General features: G+C 40.3%; 17 protein-coding genes. 14 read left to right on the top strand and 3 right to left on the bottom strand.

Features of this window, described 5'->3' with window-relative positions; translation table 11 throughout:
- Positions 1-121 precede the first annotated feature (121 nt).
- Together QTN47_RS19020 and QTN47_RS19015 are read left to right on the top strand one after the other, a co-directional pair.
- Positions 122-859 carry an SDR family oxidoreductase gene (locus tag QTN47_RS19020; protein WP_369330993.1) on the top strand — a complete coding sequence of 246 codons (738 nt, stop codon included), beginning with the start codon at positions 122-124 and terminating at the stop codon, positions 857-859.
- A gap of 148 nt (positions 860-1007) precedes the next feature.
- Positions 1008-1925 (top strand): helix-turn-helix domain-containing protein, encoded by a 918-nt coding sequence (locus QTN47_RS19015; RefSeq protein WP_369330992.1) that lies wholly within the window; start codon positions 1008-1010, stop codon positions 1923-1925.
- A 209-nt stretch (positions 1926-2134) separates the two neighbouring features.
- Here QTN47_RS19015 and QTN47_RS19010 read toward each other — a convergent pair whose 3' ends face one another.
- On the bottom strand, positions 2135-2908 hold the full coding sequence (locus tag QTN47_RS19010; protein ID WP_369330991.1) for a hypothetical protein: 774 nt from the start codon (positions 2906-2908) through the stop codon (positions 2135-2137).
- A 798-nt stretch (positions 2909-3706) separates the two neighbouring features.
- On the opposite strand from QTN47_RS19010, the gene QTN47_RS19005 reads away from it, so the two are divergent.
- The 8 genes from QTN47_RS19005 (at position 3707) to QTN47_RS18970 (ending at position 14979) form a co-directional block, all read left to right on the top strand.
- The gene (locus QTN47_RS19005; RefSeq protein WP_369330990.1) at positions 3707-4168 is read left to right on the top strand and encodes a RidA family protein; all 462 of its coding nucleotides are present in this window, start codon (positions 3707-3709) and stop codon (positions 4166-4168) included.
- Positions 4169-4197: 29 nt separating this feature from the next.
- Entirely contained in the window at positions 4198-5418 is a 1221-nt protein-coding gene (locus tag QTN47_RS19000; RefSeq protein ID WP_369330989.1) for a selenocysteine synthase, read from the top strand.
- Positions 5419-5662: 244 nt separating this feature from the next.
- On the top strand, positions 5663-7456 hold the full coding sequence (locus QTN47_RS18995; RefSeq protein ID WP_369330988.1) for a c-type cytochrome: 1794 nt from the start codon (positions 5663-5665) through the stop codon (positions 7454-7456).
- Between the two features lie 50 nt (positions 7457-7506).
- Positions 7507-9138 carry an aminotransferase class V-fold PLP-dependent enzyme gene (locus QTN47_RS18990; protein WP_369330987.1) on the top strand — a complete coding sequence of 544 codons (1632 nt, stop codon included), beginning with the start codon at positions 7507-7509 and terminating at the stop codon, positions 9136-9138.
- A 120-nt stretch (positions 9139-9258) separates the two neighbouring features.
- A complete protein-coding gene (locus tag QTN47_RS18985; RefSeq protein ID WP_369330986.1) occupies positions 9259-10548 on the top strand; it encodes an amidohydrolase/deacetylase family metallohydrolase in 1290 nt (429 codons plus the stop codon).
- A gap of 59 nt (positions 10549-10607) precedes the next feature.
- Complete coding sequence (locus tag QTN47_RS18980; RefSeq protein ID WP_369330985.1) at positions 10608-11825, top strand: amidohydrolase/deacetylase family metallohydrolase; 1218 nt, start codon at positions 10608-10610, stop codon at positions 11823-11825.
- Between the two features lie 118 nt (positions 11826-11943).
- Positions 11944-13698, top strand: coding sequence for a PQQ-dependent sugar dehydrogenase (locus QTN47_RS18975; protein WP_369330984.1), 1755 nt, complete (start codon positions 11944-11946; stop codon positions 13696-13698).
- Between the two features lie 33 nt (positions 13699-13731).
- Entirely contained in the window at positions 13732-14979 is a 1248-nt protein-coding gene (locus QTN47_RS18970) for an amidohydrolase/deacetylase family metallohydrolase (RefSeq protein WP_369330983.1), read from the top strand.
- Between the two features lie 199 nt (positions 14980-15178).
- On the opposite strand, the gene QTN47_RS18965 is transcribed toward QTN47_RS18970, so the two are convergent.
- Positions 15179-15538, bottom strand: coding sequence for a winged helix-turn-helix transcriptional regulator (locus tag QTN47_RS18965; protein WP_369330982.1), 360 nt, complete (start codon positions 15536-15538; stop codon positions 15179-15181).
- Positions 15539-15651: 113 nt separating this feature from the next.
- Here QTN47_RS18965 and QTN47_RS18960 point away from each other — a divergent pair, with 113 nt between their 5' ends.
- From QTN47_RS18960 to QTN47_RS18950, 3 genes are all read left to right on the top strand, one after another.
- Positions 15652-16038 carry an ester cyclase gene (locus QTN47_RS18960; RefSeq protein ID WP_369330981.1) on the top strand — a complete coding sequence of 129 codons (387 nt, stop codon included), beginning with the start codon at positions 15652-15654 and terminating at the stop codon, positions 16036-16038.
- A 246-nt stretch (positions 16039-16284) separates the two neighbouring features.
- Positions 16285-17031 carry an SDR family oxidoreductase gene (locus QTN47_RS18955; protein ID WP_369330980.1) on the top strand — a complete coding sequence of 249 codons (747 nt, stop codon included), beginning with the start codon at positions 16285-16287 and terminating at the stop codon, positions 17029-17031.
- 79 nt (positions 17032-17110) lie between these two features.
- Entirely contained in the window at positions 17111-18025 is a 915-nt protein-coding gene (locus tag QTN47_RS18950) for a helix-turn-helix domain-containing protein (RefSeq protein WP_369330979.1), read from the top strand.
- A gap of 67 nt (positions 18026-18092) precedes the next feature.
- Here the strand turns inward: QTN47_RS18950 and QTN47_RS18945 are convergent, their stop codons facing one another.
- Complete coding sequence (locus tag QTN47_RS18945; protein ID WP_369330978.1) at positions 18093-18533, bottom strand: winged helix-turn-helix transcriptional regulator; 441 nt, start codon at positions 18531-18533, stop codon at positions 18093-18095.
- A gap of 127 nt (positions 18534-18660) precedes the next feature.
- On the opposite strand from QTN47_RS18945, the gene QTN47_RS18940 reads away from it, so the two are divergent.
- Positions 18661-19608, top strand: a complete 948-nt coding sequence (locus QTN47_RS18940; protein ID WP_369330977.1) for a quinone oxidoreductase family protein — start codon at positions 18661-18663, stop codon at positions 19606-19608.
- Positions 19609-19965: the final 357 nt, after the last annotated feature.

The raw sequence follows: 19965 nt of genomic DNA, 5'->3' as shown, positions 1-19965 counted from the left end.
CCAATTTCGCCAGATACGGCCCGAGGCCACATCTTGCATTTGAACACAAAATTCCTCAGTTAGAACACACCCATTGAAATACCTGCAATGAACTTTGCTGTTGAAATTAAATTCAAAAGCAATGAAAAAAGTATTGATAACAGGAGCAAATAAAAGTATCGGTTTTGAAACCGCGCGTCAATTGCTTCACAAAGGCTATTATGTTTATTTGGGCAGCCGCGATCTGCAAAATGGTTCGGATGCTGTAGAAAAACTAAAAGCTGAAGGCTTAAACAACGTAGAAGCCGTGCAAATCGATGTAAGTAAACAGCAATCAGTGGATGAAGCACGTAATGAGATCGGTAAAAAAACGGACGTACTGGATGTTCTGATCAATAACGCGGGAATTAACGGAGGCAGGCCGCAGACAGCACTTACCGCTACTATTGACCAGTTTAATAGAGTTTATGAAACCAATGTATTTGGCGTTGTAAGGGTTACGCAGGCATTTATCGATTTACTGCAAAAGGCACCGGAGCCACGTATTGTTAACGTGAGTTCAAGCCAGGGATCATTAACGTTCGCTAGTGACCCGACAAGTATTTATTACAATTATAAAGGCGCGGTATATCAATCTTCAAAATCGGCATTGAATATGTACACCGTAGCTTTAGCATATGAATTACGTGATACACCGTTCAAAGTGAACTCCGTTGACCCGGGCTTTACGAAGACTGATTTTAATGAGCATCGTGGAACGGGCACCGTTGAGGAAGCCGGAACGCGCGTTGTTAAATATGCCGTGATTGGTGATGATGGCCCTACAGGAAAATATTTTAGCGAAGAATTAAATCCTGAAACAGGAGAAATTCCATGGTAATTTAGCAATTCTTACATTTTTGCAGACCCCGGTGCAACTCCGTGTCTACTCCTGTCTTTTCTCCTATGTAATAGAAAATACAATTACACGGAGTTTCGCAGAGCAGGCACAGAGTGGCACGGAGAATGCATGCTAAAAAAAATCAAGTATGAAGAAAGAAGAAAACACACCACATAAACCAGATTCAATATCTGACGTACATAAAAAAATCGGGCTACCGCCACCAGTTCATCCATTGATCAGCCTGATTAACAATACCACCAGCAAAATTGATATCGAAAAATTGCGCCGCCCGCACATTCTAAGCTTTTACAAAATCTCCTATAAAACCAGTTTCAAAGGAAGGGTTAGATATGGCCAGGGATATTATGACTTTGATGGTGGTGGCCTTCTGTTTGCTTCGCCCAACCAAGTAATAGGCGGTCATGACGAGACCACGCTTGATCCTGGTTATACGCTCATCATTCATCCCGACTTCCTCCTTTCCTATCCGTTAGCCAAAAAGATTAAGCAGCACAGTTTCTTCTCCTATTCAGTTAATGAAGCATTGCATTTATCCGACACAGAAAGCGCAACCATCGCATCAGTTTTTAAATTTATTGAAGACGAATTAAACAGCAGGATTGACGATTTCAGCCAGGATGTGATCATCGCCCAGCTTGAATTATTATTGAATTATGCCAACCGTTTTTACAAACGTCAATTCCTAACCCGCAAAGCAGTCAACAATGAATTACTACAAAAGCTCGAAGATGTTTTAGAGGCATATTTCAACGACGACATATTGTTGACAAAGGGCGTTCCGACTGTTCAATATCTTGCAGAACAATTGAATTTTTCACCCAGCTACTTAAGTGACATGCTGCGTTCACAAACAGGATACAATGCACAGCAGCATATCCACAACCTGCTAATTGAAAAAGCAAAAGAAAAATTATCTACCACTAATTTATCTGTAAGTGAAGTGGCCTATGCACTGGGATTTGAATATCCTCAATCTTTTAGTAAGCTGTTTAAAGCGAAAACGGATTTATCGCCATTGGAGTTCAGGAGGGCGTTTAATTGAGACGAAGCCTTGAAGCAAACTTCACCAAATAATTGGAAATAATGCTTACTTATGCGGCTTCGAAAACATTAACTGCTAATTTGAATTCCATTTCCTCCATCAATCAGCCCAAGTATAGTTAGCAAACGCAAAAGCCCATCGCAATTATGACTGTGCCAAGGTTCTTATTTTGCAACAGGCCCAAGCTATGCTTGAAATGAAAATTCAAATTACCTTTTTTTGAAAAAGCCGTCACGCTTTGTATCAATGCGTCCGCCATCATAACCACAACAACCCATACGCGGAGAATTAACAACAGGTAGTTTTCCATAGTCATCAAATTCTTCACATTCTTTAGCATGCTTCTTAGCACATTTGCCGCAAAAAAGGCCCCAGTCTGCACTGCATATTTTCACAGCAGGTTCTTTTCTACATACACTACAAAGTATCTCCAGGGGTTCATTACGTGATAGCAGTACTTCATTATCAACAGCTGCAAAGGCCAACTCTTCTACAACCGTAACGGTAAGGTAAGTAGTAGTACCAAAATCATACTGATATTTCAATTGCAGATCTTTATATAAAATATCTTTTGCTTTTTCTTCAAAGGGAATTTCACCAGAATTATCTTCCATTAGTTTTTCAAGCAATGCTTCATCTCCACTCTCAAGCAATTCCATTAGGCTATGAATTTCTTGATTCTCACTTTTGTTCCGTTGTACGGGTTTATAAAAAGCGCTCAGATGTCCGCAACAGTCCAGCCATATATCTCTCAAAAACATATCAATATTGTCCATCGTGTCATCTCCATCTAACCATAGGAATAAAAAGAATCCACTGGCTCCATAATACTTTTTATCCGGTTCAACTTTTACAAGAAAAGATTTTCCTGCCTTTTCTTTTTTTTGCTGTCCTCGTTGTTTTAGCTCTGCGATTAGATGCCTGGAAATGCTGGTCTTCTTAAACGTCTTTTTGCAATATCTACATTCTCCCTGAGATGTCATAGCTATCTTTTTACAGTTATCAAAGGTATTAGTGAGTACTTTAGCCGCTTTAATACCAATTTTAAAATAAAATCACGTATGATAAGGCACAAATAAAGAGAAATTTCACTTCTTCGGCCTTATATTTTCCCAGTATATTTATACATTCTATTCACAATCGAATATTAGCTTATTTATTTGGCGAGGCTGTCCTTGGAAACGTGCCGTGCCAGTTCAGGAATCTTACATTTCCTGGACGGTCCTGCGATTTATTTTCCCGATTTCATCTTCTTGATTTGTTGTTCTCGTTGTCATGCTTGTAACAACATATTTAACACTTCCGGTATAGACAATCTTCCTGATCATTCCTGTTATTGCAAATTTGGAAGGTCCGATGTTGTGTTCGTGTAGTCGACGCCAGATATCAGTGAATGCATGCAGACATAGGACATAAAAAAAGGCCATTTGAGGCGGTTAGTGATGGCGTTGGGATTGTTGAAAATCATTTTGCCAGGACTTTACATAACCAAACGGGCGGCATTTCATTGCTTTCTTCAATTTGTGCTTTGCACTTAATCGCCACAGGCGATAGAGTAAGACTGCGGAGTCTGGAGGCCCGGCAGAGCAGGCCGTTCCGCGAAGCGGAAAAACTTATATTCCCTTATGTCCCTTATATGGTTCAAAAACCTTCGCTTAGTTAAGCCTTCAAAGTTGATGCTCAACATCTTCTAGACACTTCCAACCGAAATATTCAATATTTTTTACATACCTATTTACCAATTTTTTTGTTTATCTTATCTGAACAAAATCTTTTAAACCATGCAAACACAACGCAGATCTGTTTTGAGAAAACTTTTCGCCTCGCTTGTAGGTGTTTCCGGCTTAAGTTTAGTTGCAAAAGCAAAAACGAATTCTAACGATGAAAAAGAGGTAGACGGAATTGTTTACGACCAGGAGGTTCCTTTATTTTCCCAATCAACCAAACTCGGCAATCTCATATTTATAGCGGGACAGGGCGCACATTTTGAAGGCGATATAAAATCTCATACCGATCATGTATTGAAATCCATGGAAGAACAATTGGTAAAAGCGGGCTCCTCAATGGAGAAAGTATTGAAGGTGAGTGTATTTCTTAACGACATAAAAGATTACGCGGGAATGAATGAAGTGTTCAAAGGGCGCTTTGGCAAAAATCCTCCTGTACGCACAACAGTTGCCGTAGCCGCAGGTGGTGTTCCCGGTAATTCATTGGTAGAAATGGATTGCATGGCTTATATCTAAACTATTGTTTCATTTTACAAACCTTAAAAATGAAGCGGAGAGATTTACTCAGAAATCTATCGCTCGTTCCGTTTGTCGGAACCGTAGCAGGTACTTTGCTTCCATTCGAATCAACCAATGCTGCGTCAAAGTCTAAGAAAAGAAACCTGTTTAAAGAACTTGGTGTAAGAACTTTCATCAATGCTGCCGGCACGTATACTTTTATGACAGGCTCATTAATGCAGGATGAAGTTGTTGATGCCATTCGTTCTACATCACACGAATTTTGTTTGCTTGACGAATTACAGGATAAAGTAGGAGAAAAAATTGCGGCCATGACAAAAGCCGAAGCTGCCGTTGTAACATCAGGTGCATTCTCGGCAATGACACTTGGACTCGCGGGAATTCTTACCGGCATGGATGAAAAGAAAGTCGAGGCGCTTCCGCATCTTGAAGGTACTGGGATGAAAAGTGAGGTAATTTGTCAGAAGGCACATGATATTGGTTACAATCATGCACTCACAAACACAGGTTGCAAAATTGTGCAGGTCGAAACTGCCGCCGATGTAGAAAAAGCGATCAATGAAAAAACGGCGTTGATGCATTTCTTAAACATTGAAGCAGACAAAGGAAAGATCATGCATGAAGAATGGATAGCACTCGGAAAGAAACACAACATTCCGACCTCAATCGATATTGCAGCCGATGTTCCCCCTATCTCAAATCTGTGGAAATTTAACGAAATGGGTTTTCACTGGGTTGCCATCTCCGGTGGTAAAGCGCTGAGAGGCCCGCAGAGTGCAGGTTTGCTGATGGGCAAAAAAGATATTATTGCAGCTGCGCGTTTGTCAATGCCGCCACGAGGTTCAACGATTGGCCGCGGCATGAAGGTGAATAAAGAAGAGATCGTTGGCATGTATGTTGCGCTTGAACATTACCTTGCTTACGATCATGATAAAGAACGGAAAGAATGGGAAGCACGTATTGCAACAATTGAAAACGCAGTGAGATCTATCAACGGAATTACTACGGAAGTAAAAGTGCCACAGCTGGGAAACGTCACACCAACACTGCATGTAACATGGGATCCGGTTAAAGTAAAGATCACGACAAAACAACTGCAGGAAAATTTGCGGAACGGAGATCCATCAATTGAGATTGTGGGCAATGAAGACAATCACATCAGCATGACCGCGTGGGTAATGAAATCAGGCGAAGAAAAAATTGTTGCCAGGCGATTGAAAGAGGAATTGGCAAAAGTGAGTGTATGATTATTATGTTACCAACTCACCAGAGTTAAGTCAAAAGTAAAAATTCAAGATGATCAAATGCACTGCTGTTGCTTATTTTTTAAAAGCAGCTCACCACAATTTTACGGTTGACATAACACTATCACTTTTGATACCAGGTTCGACAAGTATCAACTCATGTTGCTGGATACATTGTTAATTTTCAATTATCAACTTTCAATTGTCCATTCTAGTGATCGGCTCATAAAAAACTACGTTTCAAAAAATGAAACAGCCAACGATTGCTTACTGCAAAAACCTGCTTCTTTTATTACAAAACACAATTGTTGTTTTTCTTCTTGTATTGGTTGTCTCGTGCAACCCAAGCAAAGAAAAACCGTCTACCGTATGGACCGCACCGGAAAGTGCATCTTTATTAAAAAGTCCGTTCACAATAACACAGGACATTGAACTGAAAGGACAACAATTGTACATGCTATACTGCCGGTCCTGTCATGGAAGGACAGGCAGAGGCGACGGAGCAGCAGGACGTTCATTGGATCAAAAACCCGCCAACTTTCAAGATCAGGCAATAAAAAAAGAACCGGATGGCGCTTTGTTCTGGAAGATGAGCACAGGCAAAGGTGCAATGCCGGCATTCAAAGATGTTTTATCGGAAGAAGAAAGATGGAGCCTTGTTTCATACATTAAAAAATTGACGACGGATGAATATGCCGAAAGGGCTCCACAAGCACTGCATCCTGACATTACCATTAAATATGTAATGAAGACCGCACCAAACAGCATTCGCATTTTACAAAATCCTGTAACAAAAGAAATATGGTACACAACGATGGAGGGCGGCGTATACAGAATAAACAATATTGAAAGCAAGGAGCCAACGTCGCAGGAAATCCTGTCATCAAAAGATCATGGCATTACTCAGTTGCAGGGTGCGGTGTTTTTAGGCAATTCAATTTTCCTGTGTGGCAATGTCCCCGATAAAAATCATCAAACTACAGCGGGAAGAATGGTGCGTGTTTACTTTAAGGACACTGCAGTTTCGCAGATAAAAGTTGTGTTCAATACCGTTAACTATCCTGCGAACAAAACGATTTACGATCACGGATGGAATGCGCTTGAATTAAGTGCTGATGAGAAATATGTTTATGCGAATTCAGGTGCACGAACAGATCATGGAGAAGTACAGGACGATGGAGGTTTGTATCCCAATCAACGCGACAATATCCTGACCTCAAAGATTTTCCGTTTTCCTGTTGAAACAGAAAATCTTTTGCTGACATTGGATACAACACAAGCGCGACCTTACATTTTTGCTGAAGGCATTCGTAACGCATATGACATAGCAATTGATGGAAAAGGAAATCTTTTTGCAGTTTCAAACTCCTGTGATTACGACATGCCAGAAGACATGTTTTGGATCAGGCAGGGACACCATTACGGATTCCCGTGGATGATGGGCGGATTAGAAAACCCCCAACAATTTCCAGACTGGAAACCGGATCCTGCAACGGACCCTTTTATTAACAGATCATCACATTCGTGGGAAGTAAGATATTTTCATAATGATCCAACATTTCCAAAAATTCCTCCGGGTTTAAAGTTTACTCCCGGTGTTCAGAATCTTGGGCCTGATGCAAATTTTTATCGTGGTCACACAGGAAAAGTTTTGGACGGCGATCAAACAGGTGCAACGATCAGCACCTTCACAGCGCATTCTTGTCCATTAGGTTTATTCTTCGACAAGAAAAAGGTTTTACCCAATGATCTTAACGGAGATGGCTTTGTGATAAGATATAGTTTAGGTGCCAACTCATCTTTGATGGCCCCACTGGAGGCAGATGGAGCCGACTTGTTGCACCTGCACCTGATGTATGATTCAGCGACCGATAATTATTTTGTAAGGACAACCCGTATTGTTGAAGGATTTGATCAGCCAACAGATGCGATCCTTATTGGAAATGATGTGTATGTTATGGAATACGGAGATAATGGTGGTAATATCTGGAAACTCACGTTTGCGTCTCAAAACAACAAAGAAAATGCTTCTAAAAAATAGCGGTTCTATAGTTCAATAAAGAAAAACTAATCAAGCAAAAAAACAGCATTATGAAACGCCGGAATATTATTAAGGGCTTTACAATGCTTCCGCTCGCCGGAGTATTGGCTCCTGTCAAATCTTTGTTTGCATCACCCGCAGAAAAAAATATTTTTTTCACCCCAACGGGCGATCCCGTGAACACAAATATTTTTCAGTCAATTGGTGTAGAACCAATCATCAACTGTCGCGGTACATTTACCATCATTGGCGGATCAATTGAGCGTCCGGAAGTGCGTGCAGCGATGGAAGCAGCATCAAAAAATTTTATACAATACGATGAACTCGGTGATGGTGTAGGAAAAAGACTTGCAGAATTGACAGGTGCAGAATGGGCAATGGTGTCATCAGGTTGTGCCGCAGGAATGAAACACATAACAGCAGCTTGTGTTACAGGTGGCAATCCTGAAAAACTAATCCGCATTCCAAATCTTGAAGGCTTTGATAAAACAGAGGTTGTAATACCAACACCCTCACGAAATGTATACGATCATGCGATAAGAAATATTGGTGTAAAAATTATACAGGTTGACACACCCGAAGATTTAGAGCGGGCATTGAATGACAGAACAGCAATGGTCTATCTTATGGCTGATGAAGCAACTGAACCGGGTCGGCCATTTTCTGTAGAGAATGTTGCAAAAATTACGAAGGCACATAAAGTTCCTTTGCTCGTAGACGCAGCAGCAGAAGTATTAACTATTCCAAACATTCATCTGCAACATGGTGCGGATGTTGTTGTATATAGCGGTGGTAAAGCCATATGTGGTCCGCAGTGTGCAGGATTGGTACTGGGAAGAAAAGATATTTTGATGTCTGCCTGGCAGGCGAGTTCTCCGCATCATGGTCCTTGCCGTGATAATAAAGTGGGAAGAGAAGAAATGATGGGAATGCTTGCAGCAGTTGAAGCCTGGACAAAAAGAGATCATCCTGCAGAATGGAAAACATGGCTTTCTTATCTCGACACGATCTCTAAAAAGGTTTCAGCAATAGATGGCATTACTACCTCTGTTTTTGAACCTACAGCTTTATCAAACAAATCTCCTGTGCTTAATATTTATTGGGATCCGGCAAAGTTTAATGTCACTGGTGAAGAAATTGCAGAAGAACTTGGAAGAAACAAACCGCGTGTTGCTGTTGGGGGTGAAACAAAAGAAGGAAAAACATCCATCAACATAACAACCGGACAAATGCAGCCAGGCAATGACAAAATTGTTGCAGAACGCGTGTATGAAGTGCTTACGAAAAAACGTGAACCAAAAGTAACAACAATGGTAATGCCCAATGTAAATCTTACCGGAAGCTGGGACACGGCGGTTCAGTTTTTCAGCAGCACGGGTAATCATATGCTGTTTATTGAACAAGATGGTAAATGGATAAAAGGTTCACATAAAGGTGAGTTTACTGTAAGAGAATTAACAGGCGAAATTGAAAGCGATACATCCGTAAAAATGAGAAGTGTTGATCGCCATCCTGCAGATTCGGTCACGTTTATTTTTTCAGGAACAATTTCGGGTGATACCATCGCGGGTTCTATTTATATGGGAGAATATCGTACTGCAACATTTACAGCGAAGCGAACAAGTTATAAAATTCAACCAAAAGAAATAAAGGTGCCTGGCGGGCCGCCATTGGCAACGTGAGAAAAAGTCAGAACGCTTGTAACTTTTTTTGTTACACCGAGAAACAGCCGGAGGAGACACAGAGTTTCACAGAGCTTTCCAAATTGAACCTGTCATCTCGTATAAAATATTATTCTTTCAATGCTTCATCAGAAAACGTTATATCAATTTGCAAAAAAAGCAGTTCACGTTATCGGCCTGATATTTTTTTGTGCAAATATTTTACACGCTCAACAAATTGATATTTTATTGAAAGGCGGACATGTCATCGATCCTAAAAATAAAATCGATGAGCAAATGGACGTAGCAATCGCAAATGGAAAGATATTGCAGGTGGCCAAAGATATTGCTGCAAAAAATGCAAAGCAGTTGATCGATGTACATGGATTGTATGTTACGCCCGGCATCATCGATATGCATGTGCATGTTTTTAACGGAACGGATGTGGATGCGTATATCGCAAATGGTTTGACGAGTTTGCCGCCTGACGGATTTACATTCAGAGCTGGCGTTACAACTGTTGTTGATGCAGGCTCTTCTGGCTGGCGAAATTTCCGGCAATTCAAGAAGCAAACGATAGATAAGGCACAAACAAGAGTGCTGGCATTTTTAAATATTGTTGGCAATGGTATGGTTGGTCGTTTTGAAGAACAGGATACAACTGATATGAATCCGCAGCAAACTGCGTACATGATCAAGAAACTGTTTCCTGGTATTATTGTCGGGATAAAAGCAGCACATTACTGGGGTGATTTTATGCAGGTGGATCGCGCAGTTGCAGCGGGTAAACTTGCGGATGTCCCTGTAATGGTTGATTTTGGTGAACATCAGCCACCAAATTCGATTGAAGCTTTGTTTATGCAACATCTGAGACCCGGGGATATTTTCACGCATGCATTTTCCTATGGACCCACGGTGAGAGAAACAATCGTTGATAGCAATAGTAAAGTGAAGCCATTTGTGTTTGCTGCACAAAAGAGAGGCATTGTTTTCGATGTAGGTCACGGTGGTGGTGCATTTTCATGGCGACAAGCTGCCCCTGCTGCGCAGCAGGGATTTTGGCCGAATACGATCAGCACAGATTTGCATGCGGAAAGTATGAATGGTGGCATGAAGGACATGAGTAATGTAATGTCGAAGTTTCTTGCTTTAGGTATGAGTTTACAAGAGGTGATCCTGCGTTCTACATGGAATCCCGCGAATGTCATTAAGAGGCCTGATCTCGGAAATTTAAGTATTGGGGCTGATGCAGATGTTGCAGTGTTCAATTTACGAAAAGGAGATTTTGGATTTCCTGATGTGAGAAAAACTAAATTAAAAGGAACACAAAAATTGGAAGCAGAGCTAACGATCCGTGCAGGAAAAATTGTTTGGGATTTGAATGGCATTAGTGCACCGGCATGGGAAGAAGAATTACAAAAAAGTAAATGATAGATCGCTCAAAGCATTATGAGTTTAAAAATCAAATCTTCGTCGTAATGAAATTTATCATGAAAAACATTTTTATCATTTTATTTTTCGTTCCGTTTTTATTGCATGCGCAGCAATATGATCTTCTCATAAAAAATGGTCATGTTATCGATCCAAAAAATAATATCAATGCTGTAAAAGATATTGCGATTGCCAATGGGAAGATTGCTAAAGTTGGCAATAATATTTCCGCAACGGAATCAAAGAAAACAATTGATGCAACAGGATTATATGTTGTACCGGGACTAATAGACATACACACGCACGTATTTGTAGGAAGCACGCCCGATAAATTTGCCAATGGCATTTACAGTGTATCGGCTGATGATTTTACTTTCAAATCAGGAGTAACTACTGTTGTTGATGCAGGCACTTCAGGATGGAGAAATTTTCCGCTCTTCAAAGAGCAGGTCATCGACAAATCACAAACCCGCATTCTCGCATTTGTAAACATTGTTGGCTCAGGAATGAGTGGCAAACCAACTGAAGAAGACATCAATGATATGAATGCCGATTCTGCTGCCTCTGTTGCTGAAAAATACAAGGATATAATTGTAGGCGTCAAGATTGGTCATTATACAGGAACCGATTGGGCGCCGTTTGACAAAGCATTGGAAGCTGCTAATAAATCAAATACCCCAATATTTGTTGAATGCCATCTGCCGCAATACAGCCTGCATGATCAATTGCAAAAGATGCGTCCCGGCGATATCATCACACATTCTTATGAACAGATAACTGAGCGAATGCCGGTCGTGGATAGTTCAGGCAGGGTTCGTTCTTTTGTTTTGGATGCGCAGAAAAAGGGGGTATTGTTTGATCTAGGTCATGGTGGCGCAGGCTTTTGGTTTAGCCAGGCAATTCCTGCGTTTCAACAGGGCCTCGCTCCAAACTCTTTTGGGAGTGACTTGCATCGTTTCAGCATGAATGCCGGCATGAAAAGCATGTTGAATATTATGTCTAAATATATGGCGATTGGCATGAGTCTGGAAGATGCTGTAACGCGTGCCACATGGAATTCCGCGAAAGCAATCAGGCATGAAGAACTTGGAAATCTTGGTGAAGGCACTGTTGCAGACATCGCTGTATTAAGTATACAAAATGGAAAGTTTGGCTTTGTAGACGCAGGCGGAAACAAGATCGAAGGAAATAAAAAGCTGGAAGCAGAGTTAACGACTCGCGCAGGGAAAATTGTTTGGGATCTCAATGGTCTTGCAGCGAAACCGTTCAGGCAATAGCTGTTTGATTTTTATTGACACGCTGAACAACAAGGACGAAGATTTCGAATTACTACAATTGAAAACGTGCCGATATTATTTGAACTAAAAATTCAGTATAAAAGCAACGAATACAAACATGCACATCAAGAAAGCTTTTTTATACGAAGCAATTTTCTACTTCCTTACGCTTATCGCGTTCACTCAATGCAATTTAAAACCGTCATTACCCAAAGGTGATCCTGGTAACGGAGGCTTATTTCTTCCTGGCGGATTTGAAGCGGTTGTAGTTGTTGACAGCCTTGGTCCTGCACGTCACCTTGCAGTGAATGATAATGGCGACATCTATGTAAAAGTGAGTCGATCAAAAAGAGGTGAAGGTAATGTCGCGTTGCGGGATGTTGATGGCGATGGCAAAGCTGACTCCATCGTTCACTTTGGAGATTATGATAATGAAGGCGGTCTTTCCAATTGCATGCGCATACACAATGGTTATTTATATTACGGTTCTGAGTTGGTGATTTACAGAACCAAATTAACACCTGGCAAGCTTATACCTGAAAGCAAAGCAGAAGTGGTGCTTACAGAATATGATAGCTTAAGAGGCTCCCATTGGCACATCACTAAGCCTGTCTCATTTGATGACCAGGGACACATGTATGTTCCGTTTGGTGCACCGTCAAATGCTTGCCAGGATTTGGTTAGAACGCCGGGAGGCACTCCGGGTTTTAAAGGTCTTGACCCTTGTCCTCAATTAGAAAATTACGGCGGCGTATGGCAATTTGATGCAAACAAGGCTGGTCTCACCCAAAAGGATGGGAAAAAATTCGCGACAGGAATAAGAAGCGTGGTGGCAATGGATTGGAATAAGGATGATAAAAATTTATACGTCGTAATGCATGGAAGAGATGATCTTCATTTGTTGTGGCCAGATAAATTTACTTCTTGGCAAAGCGCGGTGTTACCTGCGGAAGAATTTATCAAGGTGAAAGACGGAGACAATTTTGGATGGCCGTACAGTTACTATGATCAACTACAAAAGAAAAACGTGCTTGCACCGGAATATGGAGGTGACGGAAAAATACCTGCAAGAGACAGCACGGTGCAATTACCCATCATGGGTTTTCCCGCTCATTGGGCACCAAATGATCTGCTCTTTTACGAAGGAGATCAATTTCCGGAACATTATAAACATGGCGCATTCATTGCATTTCACGGCTCTACCAACAGATCGCCTTATCCGCAGGCAGGCTATTTTGTTTGTTTCGTTCCTTTTGCAAATGGACAACCATCGGGTGAGTGGGAAGTTTTTGCTGATGGTTTCGCAGGTGTTGATCCCATTGTAAATACAAGTGATGCAGTTTACAGGCCAATGGGTCTTGCTGTCGGTCCGGATGGTTCACTGTACATTTCTGATTCGCAAAAAGGAAAGATCTGGCGCGTCATGTATAAAGGAGATAAAAACAAGTTTAGCAAAGATCAGCTTGCTGCAATGGAAAAAAGAAAATTGAATTCAAACATTCGCATGCCTGATGAAACAAAAGATAATCTTTATAAAGACAAGCCCATTCCGGGCTCACAGGTTTATAATTCTTACTGCGTCTTTTGTCATCAGCGCAATGGAAAGGGAGACGGCAGCCGGTTTCCCCCTTTGGACAGTTCTGAATGGGTTAATGGAGACAAGAAAATTTTAATTGATGTTGTTTTAAATGGCCTGAATTCACGAATCACAGTAAAAGGCAAAGAATACAATAACGTAATGCCACAACATAGTTTTTTGAGAGATGAAGATATTGCGCAAGTACTGACGTATATAAGAAAACATTTCAATAATAATCCGGATGAAATAACCAGGGAGGATGTTTTAAAAGCGCGAAAAAAATCTGCAGACTAGCGATTAAGAATAAAAACAAATAAACCTCATCATATGAACAGAAAAGTTTTTCTCGTCTTTATCATAATTTTTCAGGCAACGCTTTCATGGGGTCAGGTTTACAGCATCGTAATAAAAGACGGTCATGTTATCGATCCGAAAAATAATTTCGATGCAGTGATGGATGTTGCTATTGCTGACGGAAAAATTGTTGGTGTCGCAAAAAATATTGATGCATCAAAAGCAACACAAGTTGTACATGCAAAAGGTTTGTTTGTAACACCGGGCCTCATTGATATTCACACGCACAATTTTGAAGGAACGCATGCAGACCAGTATTTAATGGATGGCACAGCTGCACTTCGTCCCGATGGGTTTACTTTACGCAATGGCGTTACTACAGTTGCCGATGCAGGAAGTTCAGGATGGAAAACTTTTCCCTTGTTTAAACAAAATATCATCGACAAGTCAATAACAAGGGTACTTGCTTTTTTAAATATTGTGGGTGAAGGAATGCGCGGCGGAAGCTGGGAGCAGAATACCACAGATATGGATTCGAAGTTAACGGCGAACGTTGCAAAGGCAAATAAAAAAGATGTAATAGGAATAAAACTTGCCCATTTTGAAGGTCATGACTGGATTGCTGCGGACCGTGCAGCAGAAGCCGGAAGACTTGCTAATATACCTGTAATGGTTGATTTTGGCGGAGCCAAACCACCGTTATCTATCGAAGAATTATTTTCTAAACATCTTCGCAAAGGAGACATCTTCACGCATTGTTTTGCACAACTTGGCACACGTGAAAGCATTGTCGATAGTGCTACGAAAAAAGTAAAACCATTTGTGATAGAAGCGCAGAAAGACGGGATCTTTTTCGATGTTGGTTATGGAGGAATAAGTTTCAGGTTTTCACAGGCAATACCTGCGATCCAAAGTGGTTTTTATCCGAATTCCATCAGCACTGATCTGCATACCGGAAGCATGAATGCAGCAATGAAAGATCTTCTAAATGTAATGTCGAAGTTTCTAAACATAGGAATGGACCTCCCAGCGGTAATAAAAGCGACTACATGGAATCCTGCACAGGAGATACAGCGACCTGAACTTGGAAATTTATCTGTCGGCACAGAAGCCGATATTGCCATCTTTAATTTGCGCGATGGCAATTTTGGTTTCTTTGATTACGCCGGCGACAAAATCAAAGGAAATAAAAAACTTGAATGTGAATTGACTATTCGTGCCGGGAAAATTGTGTATGATCTTAATGGAATAAGTGAACCGGTGGTTTTGAAGGGGAATTAATTCTTTTTCTTGAACAACGGGGCGTTATACAAACGCTCATTGTTTATTCTGTTGCTCAGTGTTATTCGTTTGCCGAAACTGAAGCCGGGTAGTAAACAAAAAGCCGAGAATTCATTTGTTATCTTGTTATAGTGTAAAACCGCCTGTTTTTTAGGGAAGTTCAGGAAATTCCAGATAGGAGACTGTAACATGAACTGTGTCAGCGAAATAATTCAATAGTGTTCTCCGGGTCTTTTATTTTTGAGTCAAAACGAATATTCCATTCTTGCATTTGATCTAATATCGGTAAAAACGCCAATCCTTTTTCAGTTAATGAATATTCCACTCTTCGCGGTAATTCATTATAGGCTACCCTTCTAATGATTTCATCTTCTTCTAATTCTTTTAACTGCTCAGTCAAAACCTTTCTGGTTATAATAGGAATGATGGCATCCAGTTGTCCAAACCTAACGGTACGCTCCCTGATGACATGTAATATCAATGGTTTCCATTTATTTCCAACTGCTCCTACAGCTCTGGTCAACGGGCAGTGCGAATTGCAAAAATTATTGTCTCTCATATTTTATGGCTTTTAAAATCTGGTTACCCATTCGTTACTAGAATATACAAAAATAGTATATTTTGGTAACTAATGGGTTTATTTTTGCTGGACAATTTTAAAATATTTAGAACATGCGTGATTTAAAAACGTTTTATGAGCAATATGTTACAGCGGCTAATGCGCGCGACTTTGCCACAATTGCTGAATTAATTAACGATGAGGTATTGATCAATGGAGTACCTGGCAGAAAAGAGGATGCCCTTGGAGGGCTTAAGTGGCTTACAGATGTAGTACCGGATTATGTATGGCATATTGAGGATCTATTTGTAAATGAAGATCGAATAGCTGCCAGGTTAAGGGATGTTGGTACTCCTGCCCGGGAATTCTTTGGAAATCTGCCAACAGGAAAAACAATAGAGTTTATGGAGTTTGCTTCCTACAAGGTAGAAGACAATAAATTCGTTGAGATGTGGTATTTAATCGATACGGCCAAAATATCCGAGCAGCTAAAGGGATAATCTGGACCAGCATTTTATTTTTAATAGATCCAGGATAAGTAGTCTATTGGATTGGTAAGGAATTCGGCAACGATAAAAAATCTTGCCGAATTTATTTTTGTTAAAGGAGTTAATATAAGTGTTGCATATCGGCTCCGATATTTAGTGAAATTTTTCAGAATCTAAGATTCGGCAAAAAGGTTCGGAGATCTGGCAAAATTAGTTCCGGAGGCTTGCTGCAATTTCGCAGAAACAAATTAAAAGTATATGGAACTAAAAGGAAAAGTTGCCTTGATTACAGGGGCATCCAGTGGAATAGGAGAAGGCGTTGCAAAAGCGTTGGCTGCGAGAGGAGTTAAAACAGGGTTGGCTGCACGAAATGTTGATAAGCTTAAGAGTATCGAAAATGAAATTCATCGGGCTGGCGGCGAAGCTGTTTCTCTTGGATTGGATGTAACAGATAAAGCAAGTGTAAAAGCTGGAATTGAACGTCTGAAGGAAAAATTCGGAACTATCGATATTTTGATCAATAATGCAGGTATCATGCCGGCTTCAGATATTGATTCGTTTAAAACAGAAGAATGGGAGGCAATGGTGAATGTTAATATAAATGGTGTTCTGAATGTTACAGCAGCTGTTTTGCCCGAATTGGTTGACAAGCATGGTGGACACATTATCAATGTATCATCTATTGCAGGGCGTAAACTTTTTAAAGGATTAGGGGTTTATTGTGGTACAAAACATTTTGTGGCAGCCTTTTCGGATATCATGCGTATGGAAGTTGGGAAGAAGCATAATATCCGCGTAACCAGCATACAGCCTGGAGCTGTTGATACCAATCTAATTGACTCTATTTCGGATAATGGATATAAAGAAGATATGGAAGGGCTGCGTAGTCAGATGACATTTTTAAGTCCGAAAGATATCGCCAATAGTATGATTTATGCCTTAGAATCCCCGGATTATGTAGATGTTTCGGAAATCTTTATACTTCCTACAGATCAGGAATGGTAGAACCTTTGATGTCTTTGGAAGTCTGGTTTGGATCCCTTCAAACCGGGCTTCCATTATCATTTTTTTAAAAATTTATGGAATGCGAGCAGATATTAAGTTAAATAGCATAGCTGAATTTCACGAGTTCAGCGGTTTATCTAAACCTGATCATCCATTGGTAAGCCTAATAGATTATAGTCTCGTAAAATACCCACTTGAGTACACTGATATCAGATGGGTACAGGGTTTTTATTCAATCGGACTAAAGCGGAACGTAGCTAAAAAATTCAATTATGGACAGCAGAGCTATGATTTTAATGAAGGGATACTTGCTATGGTTGGGCCTCAACAGGTAATCCGTATAGAAATAGATCCTAACGCAGCTGCCGATCCTTCAGGTTGGCTTTTATTGATCCATCCTGATTTTCTATGGAAAACGGCCCTGGCCTCACGAATGAACAAATGCGTTTTTTTCGGTTATGCAGTAAATGAAGCGCTTTTTCTTTCACACAAAGAAGAGCAGATGATAGTGGAAGTATTTAAAACGATACAACAGGAATGTCAGTCCAATATCGATAAATTCAGCCATAACATTATCATATCACTGATTGAATTATTGCTTAATTATAGTGAGCGCTTCTATGAAAGGCAGTTTCTGACACGTCGGATCTCAAATGATAAAATCCTGTCCCGATTGGAACTGATATTAGATGAGTATTTCAATGAAGACTATCTTTTGAAAAACGGTACTCCTGGTGTACAAGATTTGGCCAATAAATTAAACCTGACTCCAAATTACCTTAGCAGCTTACTTAAAGTTCTGACCGGAAAGAGCACACAGGATCATATTCACCATAAAATCATTGAAAAGGCCAAAGAAAAGCTTTCAACAACGGATTTATCGATAAGTGAAATTGCCTATGAATTGGGATTTGAACATTCTTCCTCATTTAGTAAGTTATTTAAACAGAAAACAAGTCAAACTCCTTTGGCTTTCAGGCAGTCGTTTAATTAATAAGATATGTTTCTTAGGACCTTTTATACATTTGGGACAAATGGGGAAAGAGCAATGGCTGCTTTAATTATAAAACCACATCAAAGAAATTTTTTGGCTTTGGAGTCCGTGTTGGCAAATTTGCTTTTAATTCGTTGATGTATTCGTTAGTGTTTATACCCAAACCGTTTATTCCTGTCATTTCGGAACGATGAGTAAGCCCCCAGTCCAGTAATGAAAAAACAAGGCTTTCCAATGTTCTTCCATAAGGAGTTAGTTTATACATAACCTTAACTACTGGTAATTTTAAAACCTCACGGCTGATAAGTTTGTTTTCCTCCAAAAAACGTAGCTCCGTGGAAAGAACTTTAGATGAGATAGAAGCTAATTCTGCTTTCAGCTCTGTGAAAAGAAGTTCAGATTTCATTGTCAGGCAAGCAAGAATAGAAATTCTCCATTTTCCATTAATGACATCAAGTGTATCATGAATCGCAATGATATTTTTTTTACAATCTATAGGCACTGACATATATAATTTTTAGTAATACAAAGATAATGAAATCATATGTAATACCTCTAAGTTACTGGTAACCTGAAGGTAACTTCCTTGCGCTGAAATTCGACAACTTATACATTTGGATTTTAAATAGAAAAGTATGAAAGTAATTAAAATTGAAGCGTTTGGAGGTCCCGAAATGCTTTCACTAACTACAGTACCGGCACCAGTTGCAAAAGAAAACGAAGTTCTGATAAATGTTGAATCATGTGGTGTAGGAGGAGTAGACATTCTATTACGTAAAGGGCTATATCCTGGCCTCGATAATGCTGGATTTATTCCTGGAATGGAGATTGTAGGAATTGTAAATTCAGTTGGAGCCAACGTGTCAGAAGAATGGATAAGCAAGCGTGTTTACGCAATGACTACTCTTGGAGGTTATGCTGAGCAGGTGGTTGTTAATGAATCCGCACTGGTCGAAGTTCCTGAGAAATTATTAAGTGATCAGGCTCTTTCTTTAGGCATCAATGCATTGGTAGCTTACTATTCTCTACAACGCGCTCGTTTATCAGAAGGAGAAAGAGTTTATGTTAGAGGAGCTGGTGGCGGAATCGGCTCATTAACCGTACAATTAGCATTGGCTAATAAATATGAAGTCAGCGTAGCCCCTACTGCAGCCCTACAAAGAGGGAAACTACAACATCTTGGTGTTCGTAATTTTATAGATTTATCGCAATGGGAAGGCGATGATCAAAAATTTGATGCAATTATCGATCCTGTTGCAGGTTCTGAATTGGCTCAATATATTGCCCTTTTGAAAGATAACGGAGTATATGTACTTAATGGAGTAGCAGCAGGATTCCCCAATGCTGATTTTGGAATGGAATTTTTAAAACGATTTCAAAGCTCGTTAACCATCACTTGTTTTAGTTTGAACTCTATATCAGCAGATGACATCAGATCCAGTCTGTCTCAAATTTTTCATCTGGCTGTTGATGGGCAGATAACACCATACGTTTCTAAAGTTTTACCATTCGAAGAAGCTGTTGAAGCACACCGGTTATTAGAATCACAAACAGTCTTTGGCAAGATAGTCCTTAAGATCTAATGATAAAGAACTTAAAACCCACGAAAAACATTCATTTTACGCAGGTTTTGCCAATTTGGTTAAGTTAAAGTGTCCAGCTGCAACTCGAACCGAGGACCCATACATTAACAATCTGGATGCTCTACCAGCTGAGTTATCAGATCTTAATTGCAATAAAAACGCCTTCAATTCTATTCGAAAAGAAGGCGTTTTTCTGTGAACCCGCTCGGACTCGAACCCAGGGCCCTCCCGATTAAATCGGGATGCTCTACCAACTGGGCTAGCAGATCCTTCTTCCAATAAAAACGCCTTCAATTCTATTCGAAAAGAAGGCGTTTTTCTGTGATCCCGCTGGGACTCGAACCCAGGGCCCTCCCG

The sequence above is a fragment of the Danxiaibacter flavus genome (assembly GCF_041060425.1).
Lineage (GTDB): Bacteria > Bacteroidota > Bacteroidia > Chitinophagales > Chitinophagaceae > Danxiaibacter > Danxiaibacter flavus.
This window is presented reverse-complemented; position numbering and strand designations above follow the sequence as displayed.

Excerpts from the sequence above, each read along its gene's own strand:
- QTN47_RS18940 (WP_369330977.1), top strand. The coding sequence starts at position 18,661 with ATGAAAGTAATTAAAATTGAAGCGTTTGGAGGTCCCGAAATGCTTTCA.
- QTN47_RS18950 (WP_369330979.1), top strand. The coding sequence starts at position 17,111 with ATGCGAGCAGATATTAAGTTAAATAGCATAGCTGAATTTCACGAGTTC.
- QTN47_RS19000 (WP_369330989.1), top strand. The coding sequence starts at position 4,198 with ATGAAGCGGAGAGATTTACTCAGAAATCTATCGCTCGTTCCGTTTGTC.
- QTN47_RS18980 (WP_369330985.1), top strand. The coding sequence starts at position 10,608 with ATGAAAAACATTTTTATCATTTTATTTTTCGTTCCGTTTTTATTGCAT.
- QTN47_RS18965 (WP_369330982.1), bottom strand. The coding sequence starts at position 15,538 with ATGAGAGACAATAATTTTTGCAATTCGCACTGCCCGTTGACCAGAGCT.
- QTN47_RS19010 (WP_369330991.1), bottom strand. The coding sequence starts at position 2,908 with ATGACATCTCAGGGAGAATGTAGATATTGCAAAAAGACGTTTAAGAAG.
- QTN47_RS18955 (WP_369330980.1), top strand. The coding sequence starts at position 16,285 with ATGGAACTAAAAGGAAAAGTTGCCTTGATTACAGGGGCATCCAGTGGA.
- QTN47_RS18990 (WP_369330987.1), top strand. The coding sequence starts at position 7,507 with ATGAAACGCCGGAATATTATTAAGGGCTTTACAATGCTTCCGCTCGCC.
- QTN47_RS19005 (WP_369330990.1), top strand. The coding sequence starts at position 3,707 with ATGCAAACACAACGCAGATCTGTTTTGAGAAAACTTTTCGCCTCGCTT.
- QTN47_RS19020 (WP_369330993.1), top strand. The coding sequence starts at position 122 with ATGAAAAAAGTATTGATAACAGGAGCAAATAAAAGTATCGGTTTTGAA.
- QTN47_RS18975 (WP_369330984.1), top strand. The coding sequence starts at position 11,944 with ATGCACATCAAGAAAGCTTTTTTATACGAAGCAATTTTCTACTTCCTT.
- QTN47_RS18995 (WP_369330988.1), top strand. The coding sequence starts at position 5,663 with ATGAAACAGCCAACGATTGCTTACTGCAAAAACCTGCTTCTTTTATTA.
- QTN47_RS19015 (WP_369330992.1), top strand. The coding sequence starts at position 1,008 with ATGAAGAAAGAAGAAAACACACCACATAAACCAGATTCAATATCTGAC.
- QTN47_RS18945 (WP_369330978.1), bottom strand. The coding sequence starts at position 18,533 with ATGTCAGTGCCTATAGATTGTAAAAAAAATATCATTGCGATTCATGAT.
- QTN47_RS18985 (WP_369330986.1), top strand. The coding sequence starts at position 9,259 with ATGCTTCATCAGAAAACGTTATATCAATTTGCAAAAAAAGCAGTTCAC.
- QTN47_RS18960 (WP_369330981.1), top strand. The coding sequence starts at position 15,652 with ATGCGTGATTTAAAAACGTTTTATGAGCAATATGTTACAGCGGCTAAT.
- QTN47_RS18970 (WP_369330983.1), top strand. The coding sequence starts at position 13,732 with ATGAACAGAAAAGTTTTTCTCGTCTTTATCATAATTTTTCAGGCAACG.